This window comes from Azospirillum sp. UENF 211521 (genome assembly GCF_058780535.1).
In genome coordinates this window covers 973,222-998,009 of sequence record NZ_JBSNCF010000001.1, presented here as the reverse complement: position 1 = coordinate 998,009, position 24,788 = coordinate 973,222, and the positions used below count along the sequence as shown (strand labels likewise).

The 24,788-nt window shown below is 68.4% G+C and carries 15 protein-coding genes, 1 tRNA gene and 3 pseudogenes; 13 read left to right on the top strand and 6 right to left on the bottom strand.

Annotated elements, in window-relative coordinates:
* The first annotated feature begins 225 nt into the window (after positions 1 to 225).
* The 9 genes and pseudogenes from nifV to ACWPN5_RS04555 all read left to right on the top strand — a co-directional run bounded on the left by nifV (position 226) and on the right by ACWPN5_RS04555 (position 9,287).
* Positions 226 to 1,372, top strand: a pseudogene (gene nifV, locus ACWPN5_RS04595) (homocitrate synthase).
* 13 nt (positions 1,373 to 1,385) lie between these two features.
* Positions 1,386 to 2,279 carry a serine O-acetyltransferase gene (cysE, locus tag ACWPN5_RS04590; protein WP_492294494.1) on the top strand — a complete coding sequence of 298 codons (894 nt, stop codon included), beginning with the start codon at positions 1,386 to 1,388 and terminating at the stop codon, positions 2,277 to 2,279.
* A 17-nt stretch (positions 2,280 to 2,296) separates the two neighbouring features.
* The gene (gene nifW / locus ACWPN5_RS04585; RefSeq protein ID WP_145679128.1) at positions 2,297 to 2,620 is read left to right on the top strand and encodes a nitrogenase-stabilizing/protective protein NifW; all 324 of its coding nucleotides are present in this window, start codon (positions 2,297 to 2,299) and stop codon (positions 2,618 to 2,620) included.
* 346 nt (positions 2,621 to 2,966) lie between these two features.
* Entirely contained in the window at positions 2,967 to 3,818 is an 852-nt protein-coding gene (locus ACWPN5_RS04580; protein WP_492294492.1) for an electron transfer flavoprotein subunit beta/FixA family protein, read from the top strand.
* Positions 3,819 to 3,857: 39 nt separating this feature from the next.
* Entirely contained in the window at positions 3,858 to 4,937 is a 1,080-nt protein-coding gene (locus ACWPN5_RS04575) for an electron transfer flavoprotein subunit alpha/FixB family protein (protein ID WP_200479655.1), read from the top strand.
* A 29-nt stretch (positions 4,938 to 4,966) separates the two neighbouring features.
* Entirely contained in the window at positions 4,967 to 6,268 is a 1,302-nt protein-coding gene (locus ACWPN5_RS04570; RefSeq protein ID WP_014239764.1) for an FAD-dependent oxidoreductase, read from the top strand.
* Positions 6,265 to 6,558 (top strand): ferredoxin family protein, encoded by a 294-nt coding sequence (locus tag ACWPN5_RS04565; protein WP_014239763.1) that lies wholly within the window; start codon positions 6,265 to 6,267, stop codon positions 6,556 to 6,558. Before ACWPN5_RS04570 ends, ACWPN5_RS04565 begins: the two co-directional genes overlap by 4 nt.
* A 223-nt stretch (positions 6,559 to 6,781) precedes the next feature.
* Positions 6,782 to 7,081, top strand: coding sequence for a hypothetical protein (locus ACWPN5_RS04560; RefSeq protein WP_492294489.1), 300 nt, complete (start codon positions 6,782 to 6,784; stop codon positions 7,079 to 7,081).
* Positions 7,082 to 7,295: 214 nt separating this feature from the next.
* On the top strand, positions 7,296 to 9,287 hold the full coding sequence (locus ACWPN5_RS04555) for a methyl-accepting chemotaxis protein (protein WP_492294488.1): 1,992 nt from the start codon (positions 7,296 to 7,298) through the stop codon (positions 9,285 to 9,287).
* A gap of 50 nt (positions 9,288 to 9,337) precedes the next feature.
* On the opposite strand, the gene ACWPN5_RS04550 is transcribed toward ACWPN5_RS04555, so the two are convergent.
* Both ACWPN5_RS04550 and ACWPN5_RS04545 read right to left on the bottom strand, forming a co-directional pair.
* Positions 9,338 to 12,334: a DUF3369 domain-containing protein gene (locus tag ACWPN5_RS04550; protein ID WP_492294486.1), complete on the bottom strand. Its 2,997-nt coding sequence runs from the start codon at positions 12,332 to 12,334 to the stop codon at positions 9,338 to 9,340.
* A 145-nt stretch (positions 12,335 to 12,479) separates the two neighbouring features.
* Positions 12,480 to 13,202: a Crp/Fnr family transcriptional regulator gene (locus ACWPN5_RS04545; protein WP_145689064.1), complete on the bottom strand. Its 723-nt coding sequence runs from the start codon at positions 13,200 to 13,202 to the stop codon at positions 12,480 to 12,482.
* 178 nt (positions 13,203 to 13,380) lie between these two features.
* Between ACWPN5_RS04545 and hcp the strand changes: the two are divergent.
* A pseudogene (gene hcp, locus ACWPN5_RS04540) lies at positions 13,381 to 15,013 on the top strand (hydroxylamine reductase).
* 87 nt (positions 15,014 to 15,100) lie between these two features.
* On the opposite strand, the gene ACWPN5_RS04535 reads toward hcp, so the two are convergent.
* The 3 genes and pseudogenes from ACWPN5_RS04535 to recD2 form a co-directional block, all read right to left on the bottom strand.
* Positions 15,101 to 15,706 (bottom strand): cold-shock protein, encoded by a 606-nt coding sequence (locus ACWPN5_RS04535; RefSeq protein ID WP_145689062.1) that lies wholly within the window; start codon positions 15,704 to 15,706, stop codon positions 15,101 to 15,103.
* A 351-nt stretch (positions 15,707 to 16,057) separates the two neighbouring features.
* A complete protein-coding gene (locus ACWPN5_RS04530) occupies positions 16,058 to 16,441 on the bottom strand; it encodes an ATP-dependent DNA helicase (RefSeq protein ID WP_492294483.1) in 384 nt (127 codons plus the stop codon).
* 103 nt (positions 16,442 to 16,544) lie between these two features.
* Positions 16,545 to 18,257, bottom strand: a pseudogene (recD2, locus tag ACWPN5_RS04525) (SF1B family DNA helicase RecD2); the annotation flags it as partial.
* A 253-nt stretch (positions 18,258 to 18,510) separates the two neighbouring features.
* Here recD2 and ACWPN5_RS04520 point away from each other — a divergent pair.
* Positions 18,511 to 20,682, top strand: coding sequence for a malate synthase G (locus ACWPN5_RS04520; RefSeq protein ID WP_492296352.1), 2,172 nt, complete (start codon positions 18,511 to 18,513; stop codon positions 20,680 to 20,682).
* A 470-nt stretch (positions 20,683 to 21,152) separates the two neighbouring features.
* Positions 21,153 to 23,144, top strand: a complete 1,992-nt coding sequence (locus ACWPN5_RS04515; RefSeq protein ID WP_492294481.1) for a methyl-accepting chemotaxis protein — start codon at positions 21,153 to 21,155, stop codon at positions 23,142 to 23,144.
* Positions 23,145 to 23,268: 124 nt separating this feature from the next.
* Here the strand turns inward: ACWPN5_RS04515 and ACWPN5_RS04510 are convergent.
* A tRNA-Val gene (locus tag ACWPN5_RS04510) sits at positions 23,269 to 23,343 on the bottom strand.
* Between the two features lie 232 nt (positions 23,344 to 23,575).
* Between ACWPN5_RS04510 and ACWPN5_RS04505 the strand changes: the two genes are divergently transcribed.
* Complete coding sequence (locus ACWPN5_RS04505; protein WP_492294479.1) at positions 23,576 to 24,454, top strand: N-formylglutamate amidohydrolase; 879 nt, start codon at positions 23,576 to 23,578, stop codon at positions 24,452 to 24,454.
* Positions 24,455 to 24,788: the final 334 nt, after the last annotated feature.

Here is a 24,788-nt window from a genome sequence, read left to right as displayed (position 1 = left end):
CCGGACCCGCGCCCCGGCAACCCGCCCGACGACACCCGCCGGGACGCGGTTCCCCGGCCCGGTCTGCGACACAACACACCTCCCGGCCCCCTCCCCATCCCTCCCCCGCTGTCGCGGTGGAGGGGGCAGAGCGGCGCCAGTCCCCTCTCCCGCGAAGCGGGGGAGGGTTAGGGAGGGGGCAAGACCCACCGCTGTTTAAGCTCAGCAGATTGAGGATGTGACCGAATGCCGATGGCCGGTTCCACCATCATCAACGACACGACGCTGCGCGACGGGGAGCAGACGGCGGGGGTCGCCTTCACGCTCGACGAGAAGATCGCCATCGCCCGCGCGCTTGACGAGGCCGGCGTTCCGGAACTGGAAATAGGCATCCCCGCCATGGGTCCGGAGGAGCGCGAAGGCATCCGCGCCGTCGCCGCGCTGGGGCTGAAGGCCCGGCTGATGGTCTGGTGCCGCATGCACGACACCGACCTGAAGGCGGCGCTGGACTGCAACGTCGGCACCGTCAACCTGTCGATGCCCGTCTCCGACATCCACATCACCAAGAAGCTGAAGCGCAGCCGGGCCTGGGCCTTGTCGGAAATCGAACGCAAGGTCAAGACGGCCCGCGACCACGGGCTGGAGGTCAGCCTGGGCGGCGAGGAACTCCTCGCGCGCCGACATGGATTTCCTGATCGCCGCCGCGACCGTGGCGCAGGAGGCCGGCGCCCGCCGCTTCCGCTTCGCCGACACGCTGGGCGTGCTCGACCCCTTCCAGACGCGCGCCTGCATCGAACGGCTGCGCCGGGCCACCGACCTGGAAATCGAGATCCACGCCCACGACGACCTCGGCCTCGCCAACGCCAACTCGCTGGCCGCCGTGCTCGGCGGGGCGACCCACGTCAACACCACCGTCAACGGGCTGGGCGAGCGCGCCGGCAACGCCCCGCTGGAGGAGGTGGTGGTGTCGCTGAAGGTGCTCTACGGGCAGGACTGCGGGGTGGACACCCGCACGCTGGGGGCGATCTCCGACCTCGTGGAGCGCGCCTCCAACCGGCCGGTGGCGGTCAACAAGTCCATCGTCGGCGACGCCGTCTTCACGCACGAGGCCGGCATCCACGTCGACGGGCTGCTGCGCGACCGCGCCACCTACCAGAATTTCGACCCCGCCGAGGTGGGGCGCGAGCACCGCATCGTGCTGGGCAAGCATTCCGGCACGGCCGGGGTGAAGATGGCCTACGGCCAGCTCGGCATCGCCTGCGACGACGCCACCGCCCAGGCGGTGCTGCCGCGGGTCCGCGCGCTCGCCACCCGCGCCAAGCGCGCCCCGACGGCGGAGGAACTGCGCGCCTTCCACGACGATGCCACCCGCTGGAGCGTCGTCTCCTCGTGATGCGGAGGACCCCATGGCCGCGATCGACGCCCACCCGGACCTCGCCATGAATGAGACCAGCCTATGGCGGCTGCTGCGCGAGGACGTCGCTTGCGTCTTCGACCGCGACCCGGCGGCGCGCAACGTCCTCGACGTGCTGACCTGCTACCCTGGCATCCACGCGCTGGTGTGCCACCGGCTGTCCAACGCGGCGTGGCGGCGGGGGCTGCGCTGGCCGGCGCGTTTCCTGTCCTATCTGGCCCGCGCCCTGACCAACATCGACATCCACCCCGGCGCCACCATTGGCCGCCGCTTCTTCATCGACCACGGGGCCGGCGTCGTCATCGGCGAAACGGCGGAGGTCGGCGATGATGTGACGCTCTACCACGGCGTGACTCTCGGCGGCACCTCCTGGACCAAGGGCAAGCGGCACCCGACGCTGGGCGACGGCGTGCTGGTCGGCTCCGGCGCCAAGATCCTGGGGCCGATCACCGTCGGCGCCCAGTGCCGCGTCGGCGCCAACTCCGTGGTGACCAAGGACGTGCCGGAGGGCATGACGGTGGTCGGCATCCCCGGCCGCGTCGTCCGCCCCGACACCCAGCGCCGGCTGGCCGCCCACGGCATCGACCTCGACCACCACCTGATGCCCGACCCGGTCGGCAAGGCCATCGCCTGCCTGATCGACCACATCAACCGCATCGAGGCCCGGCTGGAGGCCCACGCGGCGGAGGAGGCCACGCGCCCCGCCCCGCTCCACCCCGCCCCGCCGCTGAGCGCGATCCGGCTGGACGATCTGCCGCTCGACGGCATCGTCTGCCGGAGCTGCGGCAACCTGTGCGACCAGGACGCCTGCGGCGACCGCCATCACGAACACCCCGACCCTCATTCTTCCGACACCGGCGCGCGCGCCGATCACTACGTCATCTGAACGGAAAGGACCCCGCCATGAGCTTCAAGGACGATCTGGAGGATCTGGAGACCGCGGAGGACTTCCTGCGCTTCCTCGGCGTCAGCTACGAACAGCGCGTGGTCAACGTGAACCGTCTGCACATCCTGCAGCGCTTCCACGACTATCTGTCCGCCGACACCGGCATGGAGGGTCTGGACGACGAGGGCATGGCCGCCCGTTACGGCGCCCATCTGCAGCGCGCCTACCAGGACTTCGTGGTGTCCAACGCCATCGCCGAAAAGACCTTCAAGGTCCACCAGGACGAGGCCAAGCGGATGGCCGACCGTTTCGTGCCGCTGGACTCCCTGCTGCCGACCTGACCCCCTTTCGTCCTTCGTGTCCGGAACGGCCCGCGGACCCGCCCACCGGCGAGCGTCCGTGGGCCGTTCTGTTTTCCGGCCGTCCCCGCCACGGGCGGCCGTTGTCGGGTTTGTCCGGTAGGCGACAGAGGGCGGACGGGGCTCCGGGATCGCGTCGGGCCGCGGCGTACACCCCTGTTGAGAAGCCGACACGTCGGCCCTTTGTCGTTTTTGCGACAATCTCTCAACAGCCATAAAATCTATGAAAACCAGTAACTTAATCAAGATCATCGGAACTGGCACGCCGCTTGCTGATAGGGCCGTAGCCACGCCGCGCGACAGGCGGCGGAATGTCAAGGAGACCGGGATGCACATCGTTGTCTGTATCAAACAGGTGCCCGACAGCGCCCAGATCCGCATCCACCCCGTGACGAACACGATCATGCGTCAGGGCGTCCCGGCCATCATCAACCCCTTCGACCTCTTCTCGCTGGAGGAGGCGCTGCGGATCAAGGACAAGGTCGGCGCCCGCGTCACCGTCCTGACCATGGGGCCGCCGATGGCCGAAACCTCGCTGCGCAAGGCGCTGTCGCTGGGCGCCGACGACGCGGTGCTGCTGACCGACCGCAAGTTCGCCGGGTCGGACACGCTGGCGACCTCCTACGCGCTGACCTCCGCCATCAAGAAGCTGTCGGAAGAAGAACAGGTCGATCTGGTCTTCTGCGGCAAGCAGACGGTCGACGGCGACACCGCGCAGGTCGGTCCGGGCATCGCCACGCGGCTGGGCTTCCAGCAGCTCACCTACATCACGAAGATCGAATCGATCGACCAGGGCGCCCGGGAGATCGTCGTGCACCGCCGCTCCGAAGGCGGCGTGCAGGTGCTGAAGACCGCCCTGCCCTGCATGATCACCATGCTGGAAGGCACGAACACCATCCGCTTCGGCAAGATGGACGACATGTTCCGCGCCGCCCGCTACGGCCTGAAGACCTGGAGCAAGGACACCACCGGCGCCGAGGAGACGAAGGTCGGGCTGAAGGGCTCACCCACCGTCGTGTCGAAGGTCTTCGTGCCCAAGCCGCGCGCCCAGAAGGCGACGATGGTCGAGGCCGAGGCCCCCACCGCCGAGGCCCAGGCCGCCGCCGCGGTCGAAGCCATCTTCGGCGCCCAGCCGAAACTCGCCGACGAGCTGCTCGCCCGCGCCGCCGCTGGGCTGTGACGCGCCGTTCCTGACGAATCCTCCGCCGGAGACATCCCGATGAGCGAACCAAGCAAGCCGCAGGGACGCAAGTTCCAACTGCCCGAGCACCTGAAGGAATACAAGGGCATCTGGGTGATCGTGGAGCAGGAGCGCGGCTCCGTCCATTCCGTGTCGTGGGAGCTGGTGGGCGAGGCCCGCAAGCTCGCCGACAAGCTGGGGGTCGAGGTGGGGGCCGTGGTCCTGGGCGCCGACAGCCCGGAGCTGAACGCCATCTGCGGCGACGCCTTCACCTACGGCGCCGACGTCGTCTACAAGGTGACCGACCCGGTCCTGGCCGACTACCGCACCGATCCCTACACCCGGGTGATGACCGACGTGGTCAACACCTACAAGCCGGAGATCGTGCTGCTGGGCGCCACCACGCTGGGCCGCGACCTCGCCGGCGCCATCGCCACCACGCTCGCCACCGGCCTGACCGCCGACTGCACCGAGCTGGACATCTACATGGACAACCGGTCGCTAGCGGCCACCCGCCCGACCTTCGGCGGCACGCTGCTCTGCACCATCCAGACGCTGGCCTACCGGCCGCAGATGGCCACGGTGCGGCCGCGCGTGATGTCGATGCCCGACCGCGACGACAACCGCACCGGCCGCGTGGTCGAGGTGTTCCCGGCGCTGCGCGAGACTGACGTCATCACCAAGGTGCTGAGCTTCATCGCCGACCGCGAGCAGAACGAAGCGCAGCTCGCCTTCGCCGACATCATCGTCGCGGCGGGCAAGGGGCTCGGCAAGCCGGAGAATCTGAAGCTGGTCTTCGACCTCGCCAAGGTTCTGGGCGGCGAGGTCGGGGTGACCCGTCCGCTGGTCCAGGCCGGCTGGACCGGCTTCGACCGTCAGGTCGGGCAGACCGGCAAGACGGTGCGCCCGAAGCTCTACATCGCCGCCGGCATCTCCGGCGCCATCCAGCACCGGGTCGGCATGGAGAAGTCCGACCTGATCCTGGCCATCAACACCGATCCCAACGCGCCGATCTTCGACTTCGCCCATCTCGGGCTGGTCGGCGACGCGCTGACCATCCTGCCGGCCCTGACCGACGCCTTCGGCAAGCGCCTGTCGGTCAACCGGCTGGCCGGCTAAGCAACCGGACGATAAGGAGCCAACAGGACATGGTCGAAAAGTTCGACGCCATCGTCATCGGTGCCGGCCCGTCCGGCAACGCGGCGGCCTACACGCTGGCCAAGCAGGGCCTCAACGTTCTTCAGCTCGAGCGCGGGGAGTATCCCGGCGCCAAGAACGTCCAGGGCGGCATCATGTACGCCGCCGAGCTGGAGAAGATCATCCCGGACTTCCGCGAGGATTGCCCGACCGAGCGCCACATCATCGAACAGCGCGTCTGGCTGCTCGGCGACGACAACTACATCGGCACCAACTACCGGTCGGAGGCTTTCAACAGCGACAAGCCGAACCGCTACACGATCATCCGCGCCAACATCGACAAGTGGTTCTCCGAAAAGATCCGCGAGGCCGGCGGCCTGCAAATCTGCGAGACCACGGTGACGGAGCTGATCCGCGACGCCTCGGGCAAGGTCATCGGCGTGCGCACCGACCGCGAGGGCGGCGAGATCCACGCCGACGTGGTCATCATGGCCGACGGCGTGAACGCCCTGCTCGCCCGCCGCACCGGCTTCCAGCAGGAGCTGGCACCGCAGAACGTCGCGCTGGCCGTCAAGGAAATCCTGTTCATCGATCCCGAACTGATCCAGCAGCGCTTCGGCCTGAAGGACGAAGAGGGCGTGGTCATCGAGATCATGGGCAAGGTGACCAAGGGCATGGTCGGCACGGCGTTCCTCTACACCAACAAGGAATCGCTGACGATCGGCATCGGCTGCCTGATCTCCGACTTCAAGGAGGGCGCCATCCCGCCCTACAAGATGCTGGAGGACCTGAAGAACCACCCCGTCATCAAGCCGCTGATCGAAGGGGCGGAGATGAAGGAATACGCCGCCCACATGATCCCGGAGGGCGGCTACAAGGCGGTGCCGCAGCTCTACGGCGACGGCTGGATGGTGGTCGGCGACGCCGCCCACTTCAACAACGCCGCCCACCGCGAGGGCTCCAACCTCGCCATGGCGTCGGGCCGCATGGCGGCGGAGACGGTGATCGAGCTGAAGCAGGCCGGCAAGCCCTTCAACGCCGCCAACCTCGCCGCCTACAAGAAGAAGCTGGACGACAGCTTCATCATGAAGGACCTGAAGAAGTACCGGAACCTGCCGGGCATCATGCACGAGAACAAGCAGTTCTTCGGCGCCTATCCCGACACGCTGACCGCCGCGGCCCACAGCTGGTTCACCGTGGACAGCGTCGACAAGAGGACGAAGGAGAAGGAGATCATGAAGTCCTTCGTCAAGAAGCGCTCGATCATGGGTCTGGTCGGCGACGCAATCAAGCTGGTGAGGGCCGTGCGATGAGCATCGTGGTCAAGATCGAAGAGAAGCTGTACCAGAACCGCTACATCGTCGACGAAAGCCGGCCGCACATCCAGATCCGCAACGATGCGGTCTGCAAGTCCTGCGAGTCCCAGGCCTGCACCGTCTGCTGCCCGGCCGCCTGCTACAGCAAGAACGAGACGGGCAGCGTGACGCTGGCCACCGATGGCTGCCTGGAATGCGGCACCTGCCGCGTGGTCTGCCAGGACAAGGAAAATATTCAGTGGGACTACCCACGGGGCGGCTACGGCATCAGTTATAAGTTTGGTTGAGGAACGCACCGGCGGTCCTACGGCTTTCGCCGCTGCTCCGCCGGTCGTCTCCCTCTCCTATCCGCCATGACTGAAACCCCTTCCCGCTCCGCGGGGAGGGGTTTTCTTCATGGCGGGAGCGCGGCAGGTCCCACCCGAATTTTCAGCCGTCGGATGGGTGCGGAAGGGACGAACACTGCACATATCCGTTGTATCGAGACTCGCGAAACGAGGGAGACGGAACATGCAGCTTCGTGTCTGCTTCGAGAACATGAAGTCGGTCAACGTCAATGACGCATCCATGATGCGGCATTATGCCGAAAGCTATCTCGCTGACTTCCGGCCGGAATGGGCAGGCTTCATCATGCTGCCGCACAACGAGACGCAGCGCGCCACCATGGAGCCAGCTTGGCAGATGCTGATCCGCAACGCCACGCCGGACACGGAGCGGCGGCTGGTCGAATATGTCCGGGGCAATCCGATGGCCGCCTACCATGTGCACATTTATCGCCGGGACCGCGGCAACGAAATAAAGGTTCACTGAAATTTTCCAAACCCTTCCTATGACAAAGACCAATACAAAGCATAACGCAGGATAGATATCAAAAAGGCCGCCGCTTGATGCCCAACACATGACCGCTTACAACGAAGGAATGGCGGCGGCCTTTTGAATTTATTTACTTATTGAAGCTCACATTGGCGCTCGAAAAGAAACGGACGCAGGCGGATCCGAATCCGCTGCACAAAGGGAGCGCTTCATGAGATTCACCATCAAATTCATTTTGCTCTCGGTTCTCAGCCTGCTGGGCGCCCTGCTGGCGCTGAGCGATCTGGCAGGGTTGCGCGCGCTCAACGTGGCGAACGGGAATCTCCGCACGGTCCACGATGAGCGCGTTCTGCCCTTGCGAGACCTCAAGATCATCTCCGACGCCTATGCCGTCTTCATCGTCGATGCCTCGCACAAGGCGCGCAATGGCAACTTCACCTGGAACGAAAGCCTGTCTTCCATCCGCAAGGCCAAGGATGACATTCGCGAGCGCTGGAACGCCTATCTCGGCACCAACCTCGACCAGGAAGAGACGGCGCTGGTGAATGGGATCAAGCCGGAAATGGCCAAAGCCGACGCGGCGGTGGAACGGCTGATCGGCGTCCTGTCGGGTCGGGACGCCGCTGCCCTCGACGCCTACGTGAAGAACGAACTGTACCAGACGATTGACCCCGTCACCGACGGCATCAGCCAACTCATCGACCTTCAGGTGCGCGTCGCCGGGGAGCGCTACGCGGAGGCTCAAGCCACCCACGCCACCGCCAATGTAACCTCCCTGGTGCTCCTGGGGATCGGCGCTGTGATGGTGATCCTGGGCATGGCGGTGGTGGTGCTCCGCGTCGTACGGCCGGTGGCGCGGCTCACCGAGACGATGCGGCGCATCGTCGGCGGTGACTATGACACCATCGTGCCGGCGACCGGCGGGCGCGACGAGATCGGCGCGATGGCCCAAGCGGTGGAGGTGTTCAAGGCCAACGGGCTGGAGAACCAGCGCATGCGCCGGGAGCAGGAGCGCCAACGCGAGCAGGCCGAGATCGCCAAGCGCGACGCGCTGGAGAACATGGCGCAAACGGTGGAGCGCGAAACCCGCAACGCCGTGGATCAAGTGTCCGAACGCACCGAGCGGATGGAACGCAACGCCGCTGCCATGGCCCAGTCGGCGAGCGCGGTCGGGGCGAACAGCCAGTCCGTGGCCACCGCGGCGGAGCAGGCCCTGCGCAACGCCCAGACCGTCGCCGCCGCCTCGGAGGAGTTGGCCGCCTCGATCCGCGAGATCGGCACCCAGGTGGCGCAGGCCAGCAGCATCACCCGAATTGCCGTGGAGAACGGCGATCTGGCGCGCGGCACCATCCAGTCGCTGTCCAACGCGGTGCAGAGGATCGGCGATGTCGCCCAGCTTATCCAGAACATCGCGAGCCAGACCAATCTGTTGGCGCTGAACGCCACCATCGAGGCCGCAAGGGCCGGCGAGGCCGGCAAGGGATTCGCCGTGGTGGCCAGCGAGGTGAAGAATCTGGCAAGCCAGACCGCACAGGCGACCGAGGACATCGCCCAGCAGATCGGCGAGATCCAGGCGGCGACCAGCGGCGCCGTGGCCGCCGTCTCCACCATCACCGGCAGCATCGGCGAAGTGGATCAGGTGGCCGGAGCGATCGCGGCCGCGATGGAGGAGCAGGCTGCCGCGACCCAGGAGATCAGCCGCAGCGTCAACCAGACCGCCGAAGCCGCGCGCGAGGTTTCCCGCCGCATTGCCGAGGTGTCGAGCGAGGCGAAGGCCACCGGTGACCACGCCGCCGACGTGCGCGTCATCGCCGACGACGTCTCGGGAAGCATCGAGGAACTGCGCGGCATCCTGGTCCGTGTCGTCCGCACCTCGATGAGCGAGGTGGACCGCCGCCGCGAGGCCCGCTACTCGGTGGATCTGCCCGCCCACGCCGACACCCCCGCCGGCAACCGGATCTGCCGCCTGCACAACCTGTCCTCCAGCGGCGCGGCGCTGCAGGTCTGGGACGGCGCCATGAGCGGTTCGCGCGGCACGCTGCACATCGACGGCTTCGGCATGCCCCTGCCCTTCACCGTTGTGACGGTCGGGGCCGAGAGCTGCCACGTCCGTTTCGAGTTGCCGGACGAGGCGAAGGCCGTGTTCGAACAGCGGTTCAATGCGCTGGTCCGCGACCGAGCCCTTCGGCCGATGGCCGCTTGAGGAACCGTTCGGGAACCGCCTGATCGACCGAAGGGCATGGCGACGGCTCGCTAAGCCGGCGCCATGCCATGAATGAAAGCGGCGGCGCGGCCAAGCTCATGGTCGACGCGGGTCACCAGCGCGCCGATGCCGTCCAGCCGGCGGTCCACGCAGGCCAGCTCGATGGCGTCGCTCGCCGCCGCAAGCTCGCGCGCGCCCACCGTGCGGGACGATCCGGCCAGCTTGTGGGCGGCCTGCCGCACGCCGTCCCAATCCTCCGCGGCGTGGGCGGCAACCAGACGGTCGCGGCTGGCGCTGTTGGAAACGATGAACTCCTGAAGCAACTGCCCGACGAACTCCATGTCGCCGTCGAACAGAGTCGCCAGGACTCCCACATCGATGGGCGGCGCACTGATAGGCAGGGCGTCGGAATCGGAGTTCCCCACCACGGCGGGCGGGGGCGCAACCGGCGCTGGTGCGGCGGCGGGGCGGGACGGCAGATGGCGGTCCAGCAGGCGGCGCAGCTGGCCGATCTCCACCGGCTTCGACAGGGCGTCGTCCATCCCCGCGGACAGGCAGCGCTGCGCCTCGCCGGCCATGGCGTTGGCGGTGACCGCGATGATGGGCAGGCGGGAACCCCCGTTCGCCGCCTCCTCGGCGCGGATCAGGCGGGTCAGCTCGAAGCCGTCCATCTCCGGCATCTGGCAGTCGGTCAGCAGCAGCGCGTAATCGCCCTCGCGCCACAGGGCCAGCGCCTGGACGCCGTCCTCGGCCAAATCCGCCGTCTGGCCGAGCAGGGCGAGCTGCCGCTGGATGACCTGCCGGTTGGTCGGGTGGTCCTCGGCCACCAGGATGCGGGGGGACCGCGCGTCACCCTCCGCGATCAGGGACGCCGTGACCGGTCCGGGATGCCCCGCCTCGGCCTCGACCGCCGGACCACGGCCCGCGGCGGCCAGCACGGCGCGCACCAGATGGCCGCGGCGCACCGGGCGCGCCAGAGCGACCGCGTCGATCAAGGCGCCGCGCCCGCCCAGCAGCACCCGCCCGCGCCCCAGCCCCGGCGCCGCGGTGTCCAGCACCGGCAGATCGGTCTCGGCGGTGGTGAGCACGACGTCGCAAGGCGTGCCGGGCGGCAGGGCCCGCCCCCCCGCCGCCGCGTCCGGCGCGTCCAGCAGCACCGCGCCATCGGTGCTCAGGTAGCGGGCAAGGCACTGCCGCTCCTCCGCGTCGGCGGCCAGGAGCAGCACCGACAGCCCGGCCAGCGGCGGAGCGGCGACACCCACGGCGTCGCTGTCCGGGGCGAGATCGGCGGTGAAGGTGAACCAGAAGGCGGAGCCGCGGCCCGGCTCGCTCGCCACCCCCACCGCGCCGCCCATCAGCTCGGCCAGACGGCGGCAGATCGACAGCCCCAGCCCGGTCCCGCCGAAGCGCCGGGTGGTCGAGGCCTCCGCCTGGGTGAAGGGGCGGAAGAGCTGCGCCTGCGCCTCCCTGGCGATGCCGATGCCGGTGTCGGTCACGGTGATCCGGATGGTCGCCCGTCCCTCCTCGAAACGCGCCAGCTCGGCCCGGATGCGCACCGAGCCGGAAGGGGTGAACTTCACGGCGTTGCCGGCGATGTTGAACAGCACCTGCCGGATGCGCACCGAATCGCCCATGACCAGCGGCGGCAGGTCGGGATCGACGTAGGTGAGCAGGGTCAGGTCTTTCTGCCGCGCCGCCGGGGCCAGCGTCTCGGCCACGCCCTCCACCACCGCGGACAGCGACACCGGGGCCCGTTCCAGGTCGAGCCGCCCGGCCTCGATCTTCGAGAAGTCCAGAATGTCGTTGATGATGGTCAGCAGCGCCCCCGCCGAATCGCGCACGACGGCGACCAGTTCCTGCTGCTCGGGGGTCAGCGGCGTGTATTCCAGCAGCTCCAGCATGCCCTGGACGCCGTTCATCGGTGTGCGGATCTCGTGGCTCATCGTCGCCAGGAACAGCGACTTGGCCTGGTTGGCCGCCTCCGCCTCCGCCCTCGCCGCCTCGGCCGCCTCGGTCGCGGCGACCAGTTCGCGGGTGCGGTCGGCCACCTGGCTTTCCAGGTTGCGGTTGAGCGCGCTCAGCTCCTCGTAGAGATGCACGTTGTCGAAGCCGACCGCGATCTTGGAGCAGAAGACCTCCAGCAGCCGTCGCTCGTCCTCGGTCAGGGGACGCCGGTGGCTGATGTGGAACACCGTGTCGTGGTGCCGCGAGGTGGAACGGAAGACCAGCAGGCTGCGCTCCCGTTCGTAGCGGTTGCGTCCGTCGGCCAGCGCCTGGGTCACCGCCTCCGCCGCCTCCGCCGGCAGGGCGGCGCGCACCGGCTTGCCCTCCGCCGCCGCGTGGATGCCGCCGGCCCCCAGCACCAGCGGATCGCGCGCGGCGCCGCCGGTTTCCTCCTCCGTCCAGCGGCTGCACAGGGCGATGCCGTCGCAGGGCGGGCAGATCTCGGCGATCTTCGACACCGCGCCGCGGACGAACTCCGCCATGGTCCGCTTGTCCAGCAGGGCGGAGGAGGCGTCCAGGATTCGCTCCAGCCCCCGGCGGTGGTCCTCGATGGCGGTGATGTCCTGATAGCCGCGCAGGGCGGCGACGACCGAGGTGAACAGCTTCTGCGCCGTCAGCTCCGTCTTCGATTTGTAGTCGTTGATGTCGTAGTTCAGGATGACGTCGCGTTCCGGCGCCTGCCCCGGCTGGCCGGTGCGCAGGATGATGCGCACGCGCCGGTTGTTCAGCTCGCTGCGGATCATGCGCACCAGCCGCAGGCCTGCGTCGTCCGATTCCATCACCACGTCCAGCAGCACCACGGCGATGGCCGGGTTCTGCTCCAGCAGGCTGCGCGCCTCGGCCGCGGTACCGGCGGAGAGGAACTGCGCCGGGCGGCCTTCGAAGGTGAAGCCGCGCAGGACCATCTTGGTGGTGGCGTGGATCGCCGGATCGTCGTCGACGATCAGGATGATCCAGGGGTCGGCGGGCTCCGGCGCCGTTTCCTTCGCCGTCTCGGCCTCGATACCCGGCTCGTCGTCGGCGAAAAGAAACTCGTCGCTCATCGAACTCACTCCGCACCGCCGACAGCCTTCGGTCGCGGGAGGATATCACAGCGCCGCCGCGCGTGAACATGCTCCTGCGGCCCGCCACAACCCTTCATCGGCGGGACGCCGCCGTCACCGACAACCCAGGACTGCGCCCCGGCCGTCAGCCGCAGTGGTCGCCACCGCCGGATTCGGCGTTGCAGAAGCGGCGCAGCGCGTCCAGATCGGCGACGGACACCGTTCCCCCTTGCGTCTCAACCCCGACGCCGCGCAGCTTCGCCAGAGCGCGGGAGAAGGTTTCCGGCTGCATGCCGAGGCGCCGCGCGACCAGCGCCTTGTCGAAGGGCAGAGCGAAGCTGGTGGCGCCGCCACCCTCCGGACAGAAGCGCAGCAGGAAGCTGCCGACCCGCTGGGCGGTCGGCTGGACCTGCAGCTGCTCGATCTGCTGGACGAGGTGGCGCAGCCGCACCGACAGCGACCCCAGCATGGCGAAGGCGATCTGGTCGTCCTCGCGCAGGCAGCGGGCGAAGCCCTCCGCCGTCAGGGTCATGACGCGCGAGTCGGCGACCGCCTCCGCGCAGACCGGGAACTTGCCGCTGGCGAACATGGCGGCCTCGGCGAAGGTCTCGCCGGGGGCGACGATGGTCACCACCGCCTCCGCCCCGTCGCGGGTCAGGCGGTAGAGCTTCACCCAGCCGTCGAGCAGCGCGAAGAAACGGTCGGCCTCCTCGTCCTGGACGAACAGGGTGGTGCCGCGCGGCACCGTGCGCACCTGGGCGGTGCTGACGAGAAGCTCCAGCGACCGGTCGGGCAGCCGCCCGAACAGCGCGTTGGACCGCAGCGTCGCGGCGTCCTGGGGCCGGAAGCCCGGCGGATCGTTCCTCATGCCTTCCCTCACCTCGTCAAACCTCCCCTCGGTGCCGTCTCCCGATGGACAGGACATTCCGCCGCACCAGCGGTTGCCGTTCCGCGCCGTCCGGCTTGACCGTGGTCAAGCCCTCCCGCACCGACGCCCCCAAGGATGCTCAACGAACAGAGACACGCACCCAGCGGGAGACATCCGAATGTTTTGCTACCAGTGCGAACAGACCACGCGGGGCACCGCCTGCACCGTCCAGGGGGCCTGCGGCAAGACCCCCGACACCGCCGCTTTACAGGACCTGCTGGTCCACGCCGCCCAGGCAATCTCGCAGTATGCGCACCGTTTGGGCAAGATGGGGATTCACCGGAACGACGCGGACGCCTTCGTTCTGGACGCCCTGTTCACCACGGTGACCAACGTCAACTTCGACCCGGCCCGGCTGGAGACGCTGCTGCGCAGCGCCGCGGCCCTGCGCGACGAGCTGCGCGCTCTGCACGCCGAGCGCTGTCCCGGGACGCTGGACGGCCCCGCCGCCTGGGCGCCCGCCGCCGATCTGGAGGGACTGATCGCCCAGGGCCGGGAGGTTTCCATCGACCGCCGGATCGCGGCGCACGGCCCCGACCTCGCCGGCCTGCAGGAGCTGGTGCTGTACGGGCTGAAGGGAGCCGCCGCCTACGCCTGCCACGCCCGCCTGCTCGGCCGCGAGGACCCAGGCGTTTACGCCTTCATGACGGAGGCGCTGACCGCCCTGGCCGAGGACGCGCCGACCGTCGAGGGGCTGCTGGAGCTATCGCTGCGCACCGGGGCGATGAGCGTGTCGGTTCTGGCCCTGCTGGACGGCGCCAACACCGGGACCTACGGGCACCCGGTGCCGACCCCCGTGCGGATGGGCCACGTCAGGGGCAAGGCCATCCTGGTGTCGGGTCACGACCTGAAGGACCTGGAGGAGCTGCTGAAGCAGACCGCCGGCACCGGCATCAACGTCTACACCCACGGCGAGATGCTGCCCGCCCACGGCTATCCGGCGCTCAAGGCGCACCCGCATCTGGCCGGCCATTACGGCGGCGCGTGGCAGCGCCAGCGCGGCGAGTTCGACGCCTTCCCCGGCGCCATCCTGATGACCACCAACTGCATCCAGCAGCCGGCGCCGGGCTACGCCGACCGCATCTTCACCTCCGGCCTCGTCGCCTGGCCGGGCGTCACCCACATCGCGGGGCACGACTACGCGCCCGTCATCGCGGCGGCGCTGGCGGCCGAGGGCTTCGGCGACGAGTTCGCCGGAGCGCCACCACACCGTCGGCTTCCATCACGACGCCGTGCTGGGAGTCGCCGGTCCGGTGGTCGAGGCGGTGAAGAGCGGCGCCATCCGCCACTTCACCCTGATCGGCGGCTGCGACGGCGCGGAGAGCGCCCGCAGCTACTACACCGACATGGCCGCCGCCCTCCCCCGGGACTTGGTCGTGCTGACGCTGGGCTGCGGCAAATTCCGGGTGATCGATCAGGACCTCGGCACCGTCGCCGGTCTGCCGCGCCTGCTCGACATGGGCCAGTGCAACGACGCCTATTCCGCGGTGAAGGTCGCCCAGGCGCTGGCCGACGCCTTCGGCGTTGGCGTCAACGAGCTGCCGCTGTCGCTGGTGATTTCCTGGTACGAGCAGAAGGCGGTGGCCGTCCTGCTGGCGCTGCTGCACCTCGGGGTGAAGAACATCCGCCTCGGCCCCAAGCTGCCGGCCTTCGTCACGCCGGCGGTGCTGAAGGTTCTGGTCGACGCCTACAACATCATGCCGATCGGCACGGTGGAGGATGACCTGAAGGCCATGGGTCTGGCCGCGTAGAGGACCCTGGAAACGAACCGGGGCGCCTCCCTGCGGAAGCGCCCCGGCCGGTCTTCAAAGTCCGTTCTTCAGAGGCTGAAGACGGGCTTAGCGGTACTCGACCTTGCCGGCCTCAGGACCCTTCTGGCCCTGGCGGACGGTCACGCGCACCTGATCGCCTTCCTGGAGCGTCTGCATGCCGGAGCGACGCAGAACGTTCACATGGACGAAGACGTCCTTGCCACCGGTGCTCGGCGTGATGAAGCCGAAACCCTTGTCGGCGTTGAACCACTTGACGGTGCCGTCGACCTCTTCGCCGCCGCCGGCGTCGTTGCCCCAGCCGCCGCGGTCGTAACCGCCGCCGCCGCCGTAGCCGCCACGGTCATAACCGCCGCCGCCAAAGCCACCGGCGCCGCCCGGACGGGCCGGACGGGCCGAACGGGACGCGGTGGAGGTGTCCACGGATTGGATGGAAGCAACCTGCGGACCCTTCGGGCCGCGGGCGAGGTCGCAAACGATGGTCGCGCCTTCGTCGAGCGCGTCATAGCCGGCGGCCTGGACCGCGGAGACGTGCAGGAAGGCGTCGGGCGAACCGTCCTCGGGTGACACGAAGCCGAACCCCTTGGTGGGGTTGAACCACTTCACAGTGGCGGTGACGTTGGCCTTGGTGATCTCGGGAGCGCGGTAGCCCTGGCGGGGCGGGCGGTCGAACATGTGTCTTCAAGCTCATAGAGGATGCCGAATTATCTTTGTCACAGGGTACGAGCCGTCCGTCAAGCACGCCAAAGGCCAGACGCCCTTTCCTGCGACATTCGGCCAGGGGGAACTCCGTCCGTTCGGAAGGGGTACCGGTCCCGAAGGCGCCCGGTGCCACGCCCGGCGGACCCTGGACGCGCGCGCCTGCCCCGCCCTCGGAAAGACGGCGGTTTCTTTCGTCAATTGAACAGCTTAGGAAATTTTCCACAGCGCGCGACGACGGATGCTCCGCACACCGGGGCAGGCGCCGCAAACCCCGCGCGCATACGCCTGTGACAAAATCCCGACATGGTTGTCTTCCGCCAAGAGTCATAGAGGCGACAGCCATTCCCCCAGCTTCGTCCAGCGCCGCCGCCCCAGCGTCCCACGCACCGCCATGGCAAGCGCGCGGCGCTGGCCGAGCATGATCACCAACCGCTTGCCCCGCGTCACGCCGGTATAGATCAGGTTGCGGTGAAGCATCGTGTAATGCTGGGTCACCACCGGGATCACGACCACCGGGTATTCGGACCCCTGGCTCTTATGGATCGTCGTCGCGTAGGCGAGGACGATCTCGTCCAATTCTCCGAAATCATAGGTCACCGGACGGCCATCGAAGGTGGCGGTCAGCGTCCCTTCTTCGGTATCGACGGCGGATACGATGCCGAGGTCGCCGTTGTAGACCTCCTTGTCGTAGTTGTTCTCGACCTGCATGACCTTGTCGCCAGGGCCGAAGGTCCAGCCGAATCGCTCGAACTCGGGACTCGCCCGGCGGGTTCAGCACCCTCTGCAGTTCGATGTTCAGCGACCGCGCGCCGAGGCCGCCGCGGTTCATCGGGCAGAGGATCTGCACGTCGCGCACCGGGTCGGCGCCGAAGCGGCGGGGAATGCGGTCGCGGACCATCTCGATCAGCTTCGCCACCCCGGTCTCCGGAGTCGCCGCCTCGACGAAGTAGAAGTCGCTGTCCTCCCCGGCCTTCGGCATCTCCGGCATCTGGCCGGCGTTGATGCGGTGGGCGTTGACGATGATGCGGCTGGTCGCCGCCTGCCGGAAGATCTCGGTCAGCCGGACCACCGGCACCGCGCCGGAGCCGATCACGTCTCCCAGCACCTGCCCCGGCCCGACCGAGGGCAGCTGGTCCACGTCGCCGACCAGCAGAAGGGCGGCCCGCCCCGGCACGGCGCGCAGCAGGGCGTTCATCAGCGGCACGTCGACCATGCTGGTCTCGTCCACCACCAGCAGGTCGCAGTCCAGCGGGTTGGTCTCGTCGCGCTTGAAGCCGCCGGCCTGCGGGTCGGTCTCCAGCAGGCGGTGGATGGTCCGCGCCTCCATGCCGGTGCTCTCGCTCAGCCGCTTGGCGGCACGCCCCGTCGGGGCGGCCAGCGCGATCGACACGTTCTTGGCCTTCAGCATGGTCAGGATGCTGTTCACCAGCGTCGTCTTGCCGACCCCCGGACCGCCGGTGATGACCAGCAGCTTCGACGTCGCCGCCTGGCGCAGCGCCTCGCGCTGCCCTTCGGCCAGCGTGATCCCGGCCTTCGCCTCGACCCAGGGAATGGCCTTCTCCGCGTCGATCTCCGGCCAGGGCAGCGGACCGCCGGCCAGACGGCGCAGCCGGTCGGCGATGGCCTGTTCCGCCCGGTGCAGGCTCGCCAGGAACAGGCAGGGCTCGCCGCCCAGGCTGTCGGCGACCACCGCGCCGTCCTGCCGCTCCAGTTCCGCCGCCGTTTCCAGAATCGAGGCGTCGATCTCCAGCAGCTTCACCGCCATGGGGATCAGCTCGGCCACCGGCACGCCGCAATGGCCCTGGTCGGTCGCCTCGGCCAGGGCGTAGCCGATGCCGGCCCGCGCCCGGATCATCGCGGTCTTCTCGATGCCCAGCCTTGCGGCCACCGCGTCCGCCGTCTTGAAGCCGATGCCGCGGATGTCGCGGGCGAGCCGGTACGGGTTCTCGGTGATCAGCCGGATGGCGTCCGGCCCGTAGGTCTTGAAGATGCGCACCGCCCGCGAGGTGCCGACCCCGTGGCTGTGCAGGAAGATCATGATCTCGCGGATCACCTTCTGGTCGGCCCAGCCGGCGATGATGCGCTGCGCCCGCTTCGGCCCGATGCCGGTGACCTGCCGCAGCCGGTCCGGCTCCTGCTCGATCACGTCGAACACCGCCTCGCCGAAGGCCTTGACCATCTTCTTCGCGTAGACCGGCCCGATGCCGCGGATCAGGCCGGAGCCGAGATACTTCTCGATGCCCTCCACCGTGGTCGGCGGGGTGGCGCGCAGGAAGTCGGCCTTGAACTGAAGCCCGTGGTTGCGGTCGTTCACCCAGACGCCGCTGGCCTGCACGAACTCCCCCGCGCCGATGGTGGCGGCGTGGCCGACCAGCGTGACGAGGTCGCGCTGCCCGCGCACCTTCAGCCGCAGCACGCAGAATCCCGTCTCCGGGCTGTGGAAGGTCACCCGCTCCACCAGCCCCGACAGCGGCTCCCGCGCGGGCGTGCCCGCCGCCGGGGGTGCATGGCCGGATATGCTCATGCCACCCAACATAGGTGCTGGCAGGCCTTTGGGGGAGTTCCCCGCGCAACCGCCGTAGCGCGGCAATTCGCCAAGTCAATTCCGGGGAAGACCGCGACGCCGCGAATGTGTACCTTGTCGCGCGAATCCCGCGCCGGACACCGGACCGAACGGACCGCGCCGGAGCGGGATTGCGGTGAAAAAAACGTCAGCCAAAGAACGACAAACCGAAAAACCGCGGTGTCTACGACTTCGGAAGGAAAGAGCAGCAATGGTGACGGAACGCATTCAGGTTGGCGGCTTGCAAGTTGCCACGGAGCTTCACCGCTTCATCGAGAACGAAGCCCTGCCGGGCACCGGCGTGACGCCGGAGCAATTCTGGTCGGGCCTTGACGCGATCCTCCACGATCTGGCCCCGCGCAACCGCGCGCTGCTGGCCAAGCGGGACGCGCTGCAGGCCCAGATCGACGAGTGGTACCGCAGCCGCCGCGGCCAGCCGCTGGACCGCGCCGCCCACACCGAATTCCTCAAGGAGATCGGCTATCTCCTGCCGGAAGGCCCGGACTTCGCCGTGACGACCGAGAATGTCGACCCGGAGATCTCCACGACCGCCGGCCCGCAGCTCGTCGTGCCGGTGATGAACGCCCGCTACGCGCTGAACGCCGCCAACGCCCGCTGGGGCAGCCTGTACGACGCGCTCTACGGCACCGACGCCATCCCCGACACGGACGGGGCGGAGCGCACCGCCGGCTACAACCCGAAGCGCGGCGAGAAGGTCATCGCCTTCGCCCGCGACGTGCTGGACCGCGCCGCCCCGCTGTCCGACGGGTCGCACGCCGACGCCGCCGGCTACACGGTGGACAACGGCCGCCTCGTCGTCGCGCTGAAGGACGGCCGCAGCACGGGCCTGGCCGAGCCGGAGCGTCTGGTCGGCTACAACGGCGCGCCGTCCGCCCCGACCGCCATCCTGCTGGCCGACAACGGCCTGCACATGGAAATCCGCATCGACCGCAGCCACCCGATCGGCAAGACCGACGCGGCGGGCGTCGCCGACCTCGTGCTCGAATCCGCCCTGACCACCATCCAGGACTGCGAGGACTCCGTCGCCGCCGTGGATGCCGAGGACAAGGTGCTGGCCTACCGCAACTGGCTGGGCCTGATGACCGGCAGCCTGACCGCCAGCTTCCCCAAGGGCAGCGGCACGGTGGAGCGCCGGCTGAACCCCGACCGCAGCTACACCAGCCGCAACGGCGAGACGATCACCCTGCCCGGCCGCAGCCTGATGCTGATCCGCAACGTCGGTCACCTGATGACCAACAGCGCGGTCCTGCTCAACGACGGCAGCGAGGCGCCGGAAGGCATCCTCGACGGCATGATCACCTCGCTGATCGCGCTGCACGACGTCAAGGGCCCCCGCCTCAACAGCCGCGCCGGCTCCGTCTACATCGTGAAGCCGAAGATGCACGGGCCGGAGGAGGTCGCCTTCGCGGACGAGCTGTTCGCCCGCGTCGAGGACGCGCTGGGCATCGCGCGCAACACGCTGAAGATGGGCATCATGGACGAGGAGCGCCGCACCACGGTGAACCTCAAGGAGTGCATCCGGGCCGCGGCGGCGCGCGTGGTGTTCATCAACACCGGCTTCCTCGACCGCACCGGCGACGAGATGCACACCGCCATGGAAGCCGGCCCGATGATCCGCAAGAACGACATGAAGTCGTCCGCCTGGATCAAGGCCTATGAGGACTGGAACGTCGACACCGGCCTGCTCTGCGGGCTGAAGGGCCACGCCCAGATCGGCAAGGGCATGTGGGCGATGCCCGACCGCATGGCCGACATGCTGGCCGCCAAGATCGTCCACCCGCAGGCCGGCGCCAACACCGCCTGGGTGCCCTCGCCCACCGCGGCCACGCTGCACGCCCTGCACTACCATCAGGTCAACGTCGCCGCCCGCCAGGAGGAGCTGGCCCGCCGCGAGCGCGCCAGCCTGGACGCCATCCTGACCATCCCGCTGGCCGACCGCCCCAACTGGTCGGAAGAGGAAATCCAGCAGGAGCTGGACAACAACGCCCAGGGCATCCTCGGCTACGTGGTGCGCTGGATCGACCAGGGCGTCGGCTGCTCCAAGGTGCCGGACATCAACAACGTCGGGCTGATGGAGGACCGCGCCACCCTGCGCATCTCCAGCCAGCACATCGCCAACTGGCTGCTCCACGGCATCACCAGCGAGGCGCAGGTCATGGAGACGATGAAGCGCATGGCCGCCGTGGTGGACAAGCAGAACGCCGGCGATCCGCTCTACCGCCCGATGGCCGCCGACTTCGACGGCAGCGTCGCCTTCCAGGCCGCCTGCGACCTCGTCTTCAAGGGCCGCGAGCAGCCGAACGGCTACACCGAACCGGTGCTGCACCGCCGCCGCATCGAGGCCAAGGCGAAGACCACCGGCTAAGCCGGCGCGTCAACCGGCGCGCATCGCAGGCCCTTTTCCGGAGGCCCTTCCCCGTTCGCGGGGGAGGGCCTTTTTCTTTGCGCGCCAGCAACGGAATGACCGGGGGCGAGACATGAAATGAGGCCTCACAGACGGGAAATACCGATCATTGAACGACAAACAAAAAAAACAATGACACCAAATAATATTTTCCTGAACGAACATCATCCGTCGAGCGTCCAATTACCAAGAACCAGCACATCATGCCAGTTTTAAGACTCGATCATATGGAAAGCGCATCCCTTGTGTTCGTAATAGGAACAACGATAAACTTGATTTCATGCATGATTGAATGAATTGTCCCATCGAAACAGCCGTCGCCCGCAGGCAGAACTCGGCAATATATGGAATGGAGCATTGTTATGAATGTCTTGCACGCCATGACCATCAGACGAAAGGCAACGCTGACCTCTGTGTTCGTTTTTTCCGTCATGGCGATCGCAACGTTCTTTGTCGGGAAAGAAACATCGCTGCAGGAGCGCCATCTCTCCCACGTCCGCCAGACCGTCGACGCGGTGAGCCGCAAGATCGTGCCGCTGAGCGAGTCGATCGCCAACATCCGTTACGATGTGGCGCAGGTTCAGCAGTGGTTGACGGACGTGTCGGCGACCCGCGGGCTGGACGGTCTGGATGACGGGCCCGCCAAGGCCGAGGAGTTCGCAAAGGCTTTCACCCAGCACGCCGAGAACGCCCACGCCATCGCCCAGGAACTGGATTTGACGGACATGGTGCGGAGCATCGCCGCCACCCGCGACGCCTTTCCGCCCTTCTACGAGCTGGGCCGGCGCATGTCCCAAACCTACGTGGAGGGCGGCCCGTCGGCGGGGAACGCCATGATGGGACAGTTTGACGCGGTCGCCGAGAGCATGGACAAGGAGATGGAGCGGCTCCTTTCCACCATGGAGCAGGTCCGCGAGGAGCGTCTGGGCGGCCTCGATGCGGCGGTGACCGACATCGAGTCCGCCACGGCCACGCTGGAAACCCTGCTGATCGCCGCCGCCGCCGCGGCGCTGCTCCTGATCGTCGCCTCCATCGTCTTCCTGCGCCGGGCGGTGATCGGCCCGATCGACCGGATGCGGCTGACCATGACCGGCATGGCCGCCGGCAACCTGAGGGCGGAAGTCGGATTCGAGGGGCGCCGCGACGAGATCGGCCAGATGGCCGATGCCGTGCGCGTCTTCCGCGAAGCCGGCCTGGAGAACGAGCGCCTGCGCGCCGAACAGGAGCGCGCCCGCGAGGCCGGCGAGGAGGAGCGGCGCCAGGCGCTGGCCGCCATGGCCGACACGGTGGAGCGTGAGACCCGCGCCGCCGTTGAGCAGGTGGCCCGGCACGCCGGAGAGATGGCCGGCAACGCCGAGGCGATGGCCGCCTCCGCCGGGATGGTCAGCGACAACTCCCAGACCGTCGCGGCCGCGGCGAGCCAGGCCCTGGCCAACGCCCAGACGGTCGCCGCCGCCGCCAACGAGCTGTCCGCCTCGATCCAGGAAATCGGCCGGCAGGTGACCGCCTCGGTGGCGGTGACCGGGAGCGCCGTGGAGAAGGCCGGCTCCGCCAGCGCGATCATCGCGCATCTGTCGACGGCGGTGGAGCGCATTGGCGCCGTCGCCCGGCTGATCGGCGACATCGCCAGCCAGACCAACCTGCTGGCGCTGAACGCCACCATCGAGGCGGCGCGCGCCGGCGAGGCCGGCAAGGGCTTCGCCGTCGTCGCCGGGGAGGTAAAGAACCTGGCCAGCCAGACCGCGCGTTCCACCGAGGAGATCGCGGCGCTGATCACCGACGTGCAGTCGGTCACCCGGCAGGCGGTGGATCGGGTGAGCGAGGTCGCCGCGAGCATCGATCAGGTGTCGGACATCTCCTCTTCCATCGCCGCGGCGGTCGAGGAGCAGGACGCCGCCACCCGGGAAATCGCCCGCACCGTCAACGAGACCAGCCACGCCGCCCAGGAGGTGTCCAGCCGGATCGCTCTGGTGTCGGAGGAGGCCAACCAGACCGGCGAGCGGGCCGGCGGCATGCGCGCCGTCGCCGACGACGTGGCGCGGAGCATCGACGACCTGCAAAGCGTCCTGGTTCGCGTGGTGCGAACCGCGACCAGCGACGTCGACCGCCGCCACAAGCCGCGCCTGCGGGTCGACCTGCCCTGCACCATTGACGGCGCCGGCGCCGGCACGGGAAAGGCGGCGCGGATCGTCAACCTGTCGTCCGGCGGTGCGATGATCCTGGACGCGCCCATGATGACGGTTGGCACGCCCGGCACCCTGCGGGCCTCCGGCCTGTCCCGCCCCGTGCCCTTCCTGGTGAAGTCCTGCGAGCCGGGACAGCTGCACGTGAAGTTCAGCCTGCCGGAGGCCGACCAGTCGGTGCTGGAGCGTGATCTGGCGGCCCTGGCGCGCGGCTTGGCGCCGCACCGCAACGCGGCGTGACGGGCAAGGCCCTCGCCCGGCGGGGCGGGGGCCGTCCGCCCAGAAGAATGGCGAGGCCCGGCGGAATGGCAAGGCCCGGATATGGCGAAGGCCGGAAACCCGTCTGGGTTCCGGCCTTCGAGGATGGTGGGCGCGACAGGGATTGAACCTGTGACCCCTACGATGTCAACGTAGTGCTCTCCCGCTGAGCTACGCGCCCATCCGTGCCGCCGGTCGGTTCGGGGTTCGGCATCCGTCTTGCGTCCCGTCCGGCGTGGGCGTGGGGTGTACCATCATCCCGGGGGTCTGGCAAGCCTCGTTTTCACTTTTTTGCCGCCCGGCGACGGACCCGTCGTATTTTTCCGCCAACGGGACGCTCCGCCCCTCCCTCTGTTGGGGCGTGAGCGGGACGGTGCGTGACAGAGCCGTCCGGGTCCACTACATCACATGCCATGGATGCATCCGTCGACGCCGCCACACCGGAGCCGGCCTTCGAGCTTCTGGCCCCGGACGAACAGACCAAGCCGCTGGTGCTGGCCTCGCCGCACAGCGGCAACCGCTACCCGGCCGAGTTCCTGGCGGCGGCGCGGCTCGACCCGCGCGCGTTGCGCAAGTCGGAAGACTGCTTCGTCGACGAGATCTTCGCGGGCGCCCCGGCGCTGGGCATTCCGCTGATCCGCGCGCTGTTCCCCCGCGCCTTCCTGGACGTCAACCGCGAGGCCTACGAGCTGGACCCGGAGATGTTCGCGGACGCCCTGCCGCCCTACGTCAACACGCGCTCGCCGCGCGTCGCCGCCGGGCTGGGCACCATCGCGCGGGTGGTCGCCAACGGCGAGGACATCTACCGCGGCAAGCTGCGCTTTTCCGAAGCGGTGCGCCGGGTGGAGCAATGCTACACCCCCTACCACACCGCGCTGCGCCGGCTGGTCGAGGACACCCGCGCCCACTTCGGCCACGCGGTGCTGGTCGACTGCCATTCCATGCCCTCCCCCGGGTTGGGCGACCGCGACAACCGGCGCAGCGACATCGTGCTGGGGGATTGTTTCGGCAATTCCTGCGCACCCGCGGTCACCGAGACGGCGGAGCGCTTCCTGCGCGGCCTGGGCTATACGGTCAGCCGCAACGCGCCCTACGCCGGCGGCTACACCACCCGCCATTACGGGCGCCCGCGCCAGGGCATCCACGCGCTCCAGATCGAGATCAGCCGCGACCTCTACATGGACGAGGCGACGCTGTCGCGCCTGCCCTTCCTGACCGTGCTGACCCGCCACATGCACGAGTTGGTCGACAACATCGCCCATCTGCCGCCCGGCCCCCTTGCGCCGCGCTGACCAACCTTCCCCGCCCTGGACGGCGCACAAAAAAAGGCCGGGGCAAAGGCCCCGGCCCGAGTTTAGGGAGGAAACGCCCAAGAAGTGCGTTACGGCACCGCCCGTGTCGCAGACACGATCAATGCCGCACTGCACAATATGATGACGTCCCGCTCAGGGATCAAGAGGGAAAATGTTTTTGCATGTCATTCAATGGTTTAACCAAAGTTAAGACAAAGCTTCGTCGTGGCGCAAACAGCCGCTTATGCTGCATTGCACACAGAATCCCGGTCCTGCTCCCGCACAATCTGGGGCTGGCGGCGCGTCCGCCAACCCACCCCGGCCCTTCGGCATA

What these genes read in the sequence shown, in the direction of transcription:
- ACWPN5_RS04555 (WP_492294488.1), top strand. Translation starts at nt 7,296, where the DNA reads ATGAGATTCACCATCAAATTCATTTTGCTCTCGGTTCTCAGCCTGCTG.
- cysE (WP_492294494.1), top strand. Translation starts at nt 1,386, where the DNA reads ATGGCCGCGATCGACGCCCACCCGGACCTCGCCATGAATGAGACCAGC.
- ACWPN5_RS04560 (WP_492294489.1), top strand. Translation starts at nt 6,782, where the DNA reads ATGCAGCTTCGTGTCTGCTTCGAGAACATGAAGTCGGTCAACGTCAAT.
- ACWPN5_RS04545 (WP_145689064.1), bottom strand. Translation starts at nt 13,202, where the DNA reads ATGAGGAACGATCCGCCGGGCTTCCGGCCCCAGGACGCCGCGACGCTG.
- ACWPN5_RS04505 (WP_492294479.1), top strand. Translation starts at nt 23,576, where the DNA reads ATGGATGCATCCGTCGACGCCGCCACACCGGAGCCGGCCTTCGAGCTT.
- ACWPN5_RS04580 (WP_492294492.1), top strand. Translation starts at nt 2,967, where the DNA reads ATGCACATCGTTGTCTGTATCAAACAGGTGCCCGACAGCGCCCAGATC.
- ACWPN5_RS04575 (WP_200479655.1), top strand. Translation starts at nt 3,858, where the DNA reads ATGAGCGAACCAAGCAAGCCGCAGGGACGCAAGTTCCAACTGCCCGAG.
- nifW (WP_145679128.1), top strand. Translation starts at nt 2,297, where the DNA reads ATGAGCTTCAAGGACGATCTGGAGGATCTGGAGACCGCGGAGGACTTC.
- ACWPN5_RS04550 (WP_492294486.1), bottom strand. Translation starts at nt 12,334, where the DNA reads ATGAGCGACGAGTTTCTTTTCGCCGACGACGAGCCGGGTATCGAGGCC.
- ACWPN5_RS04570 (WP_014239764.1), top strand. Translation starts at nt 4,967, where the DNA reads ATGGTCGAAAAGTTCGACGCCATCGTCATCGGTGCCGGCCCGTCCGGC.
- ACWPN5_RS04530 (WP_492294483.1), bottom strand. Translation starts at nt 16,441, where the DNA reads ATGCAGGTCGAGAACAACTACGACAAGGAGGTCTACAACGGCGACCTC.
- ACWPN5_RS04565 (WP_014239763.1), top strand. Translation starts at nt 6,265, where the DNA reads ATGAGCATCGTGGTCAAGATCGAAGAGAAGCTGTACCAGAACCGCTAC.
- ACWPN5_RS04515 (WP_492294481.1), top strand. Translation starts at nt 21,153, where the DNA reads ATGGCGATCGCAACGTTCTTTGTCGGGAAAGAAACATCGCTGCAGGAG.
- ACWPN5_RS04535 (WP_145689062.1), bottom strand. Translation starts at nt 15,706, where the DNA reads ATGTTCGACCGCCCGCCCCGCCAGGGCTACCGCGCTCCCGAGATCACC.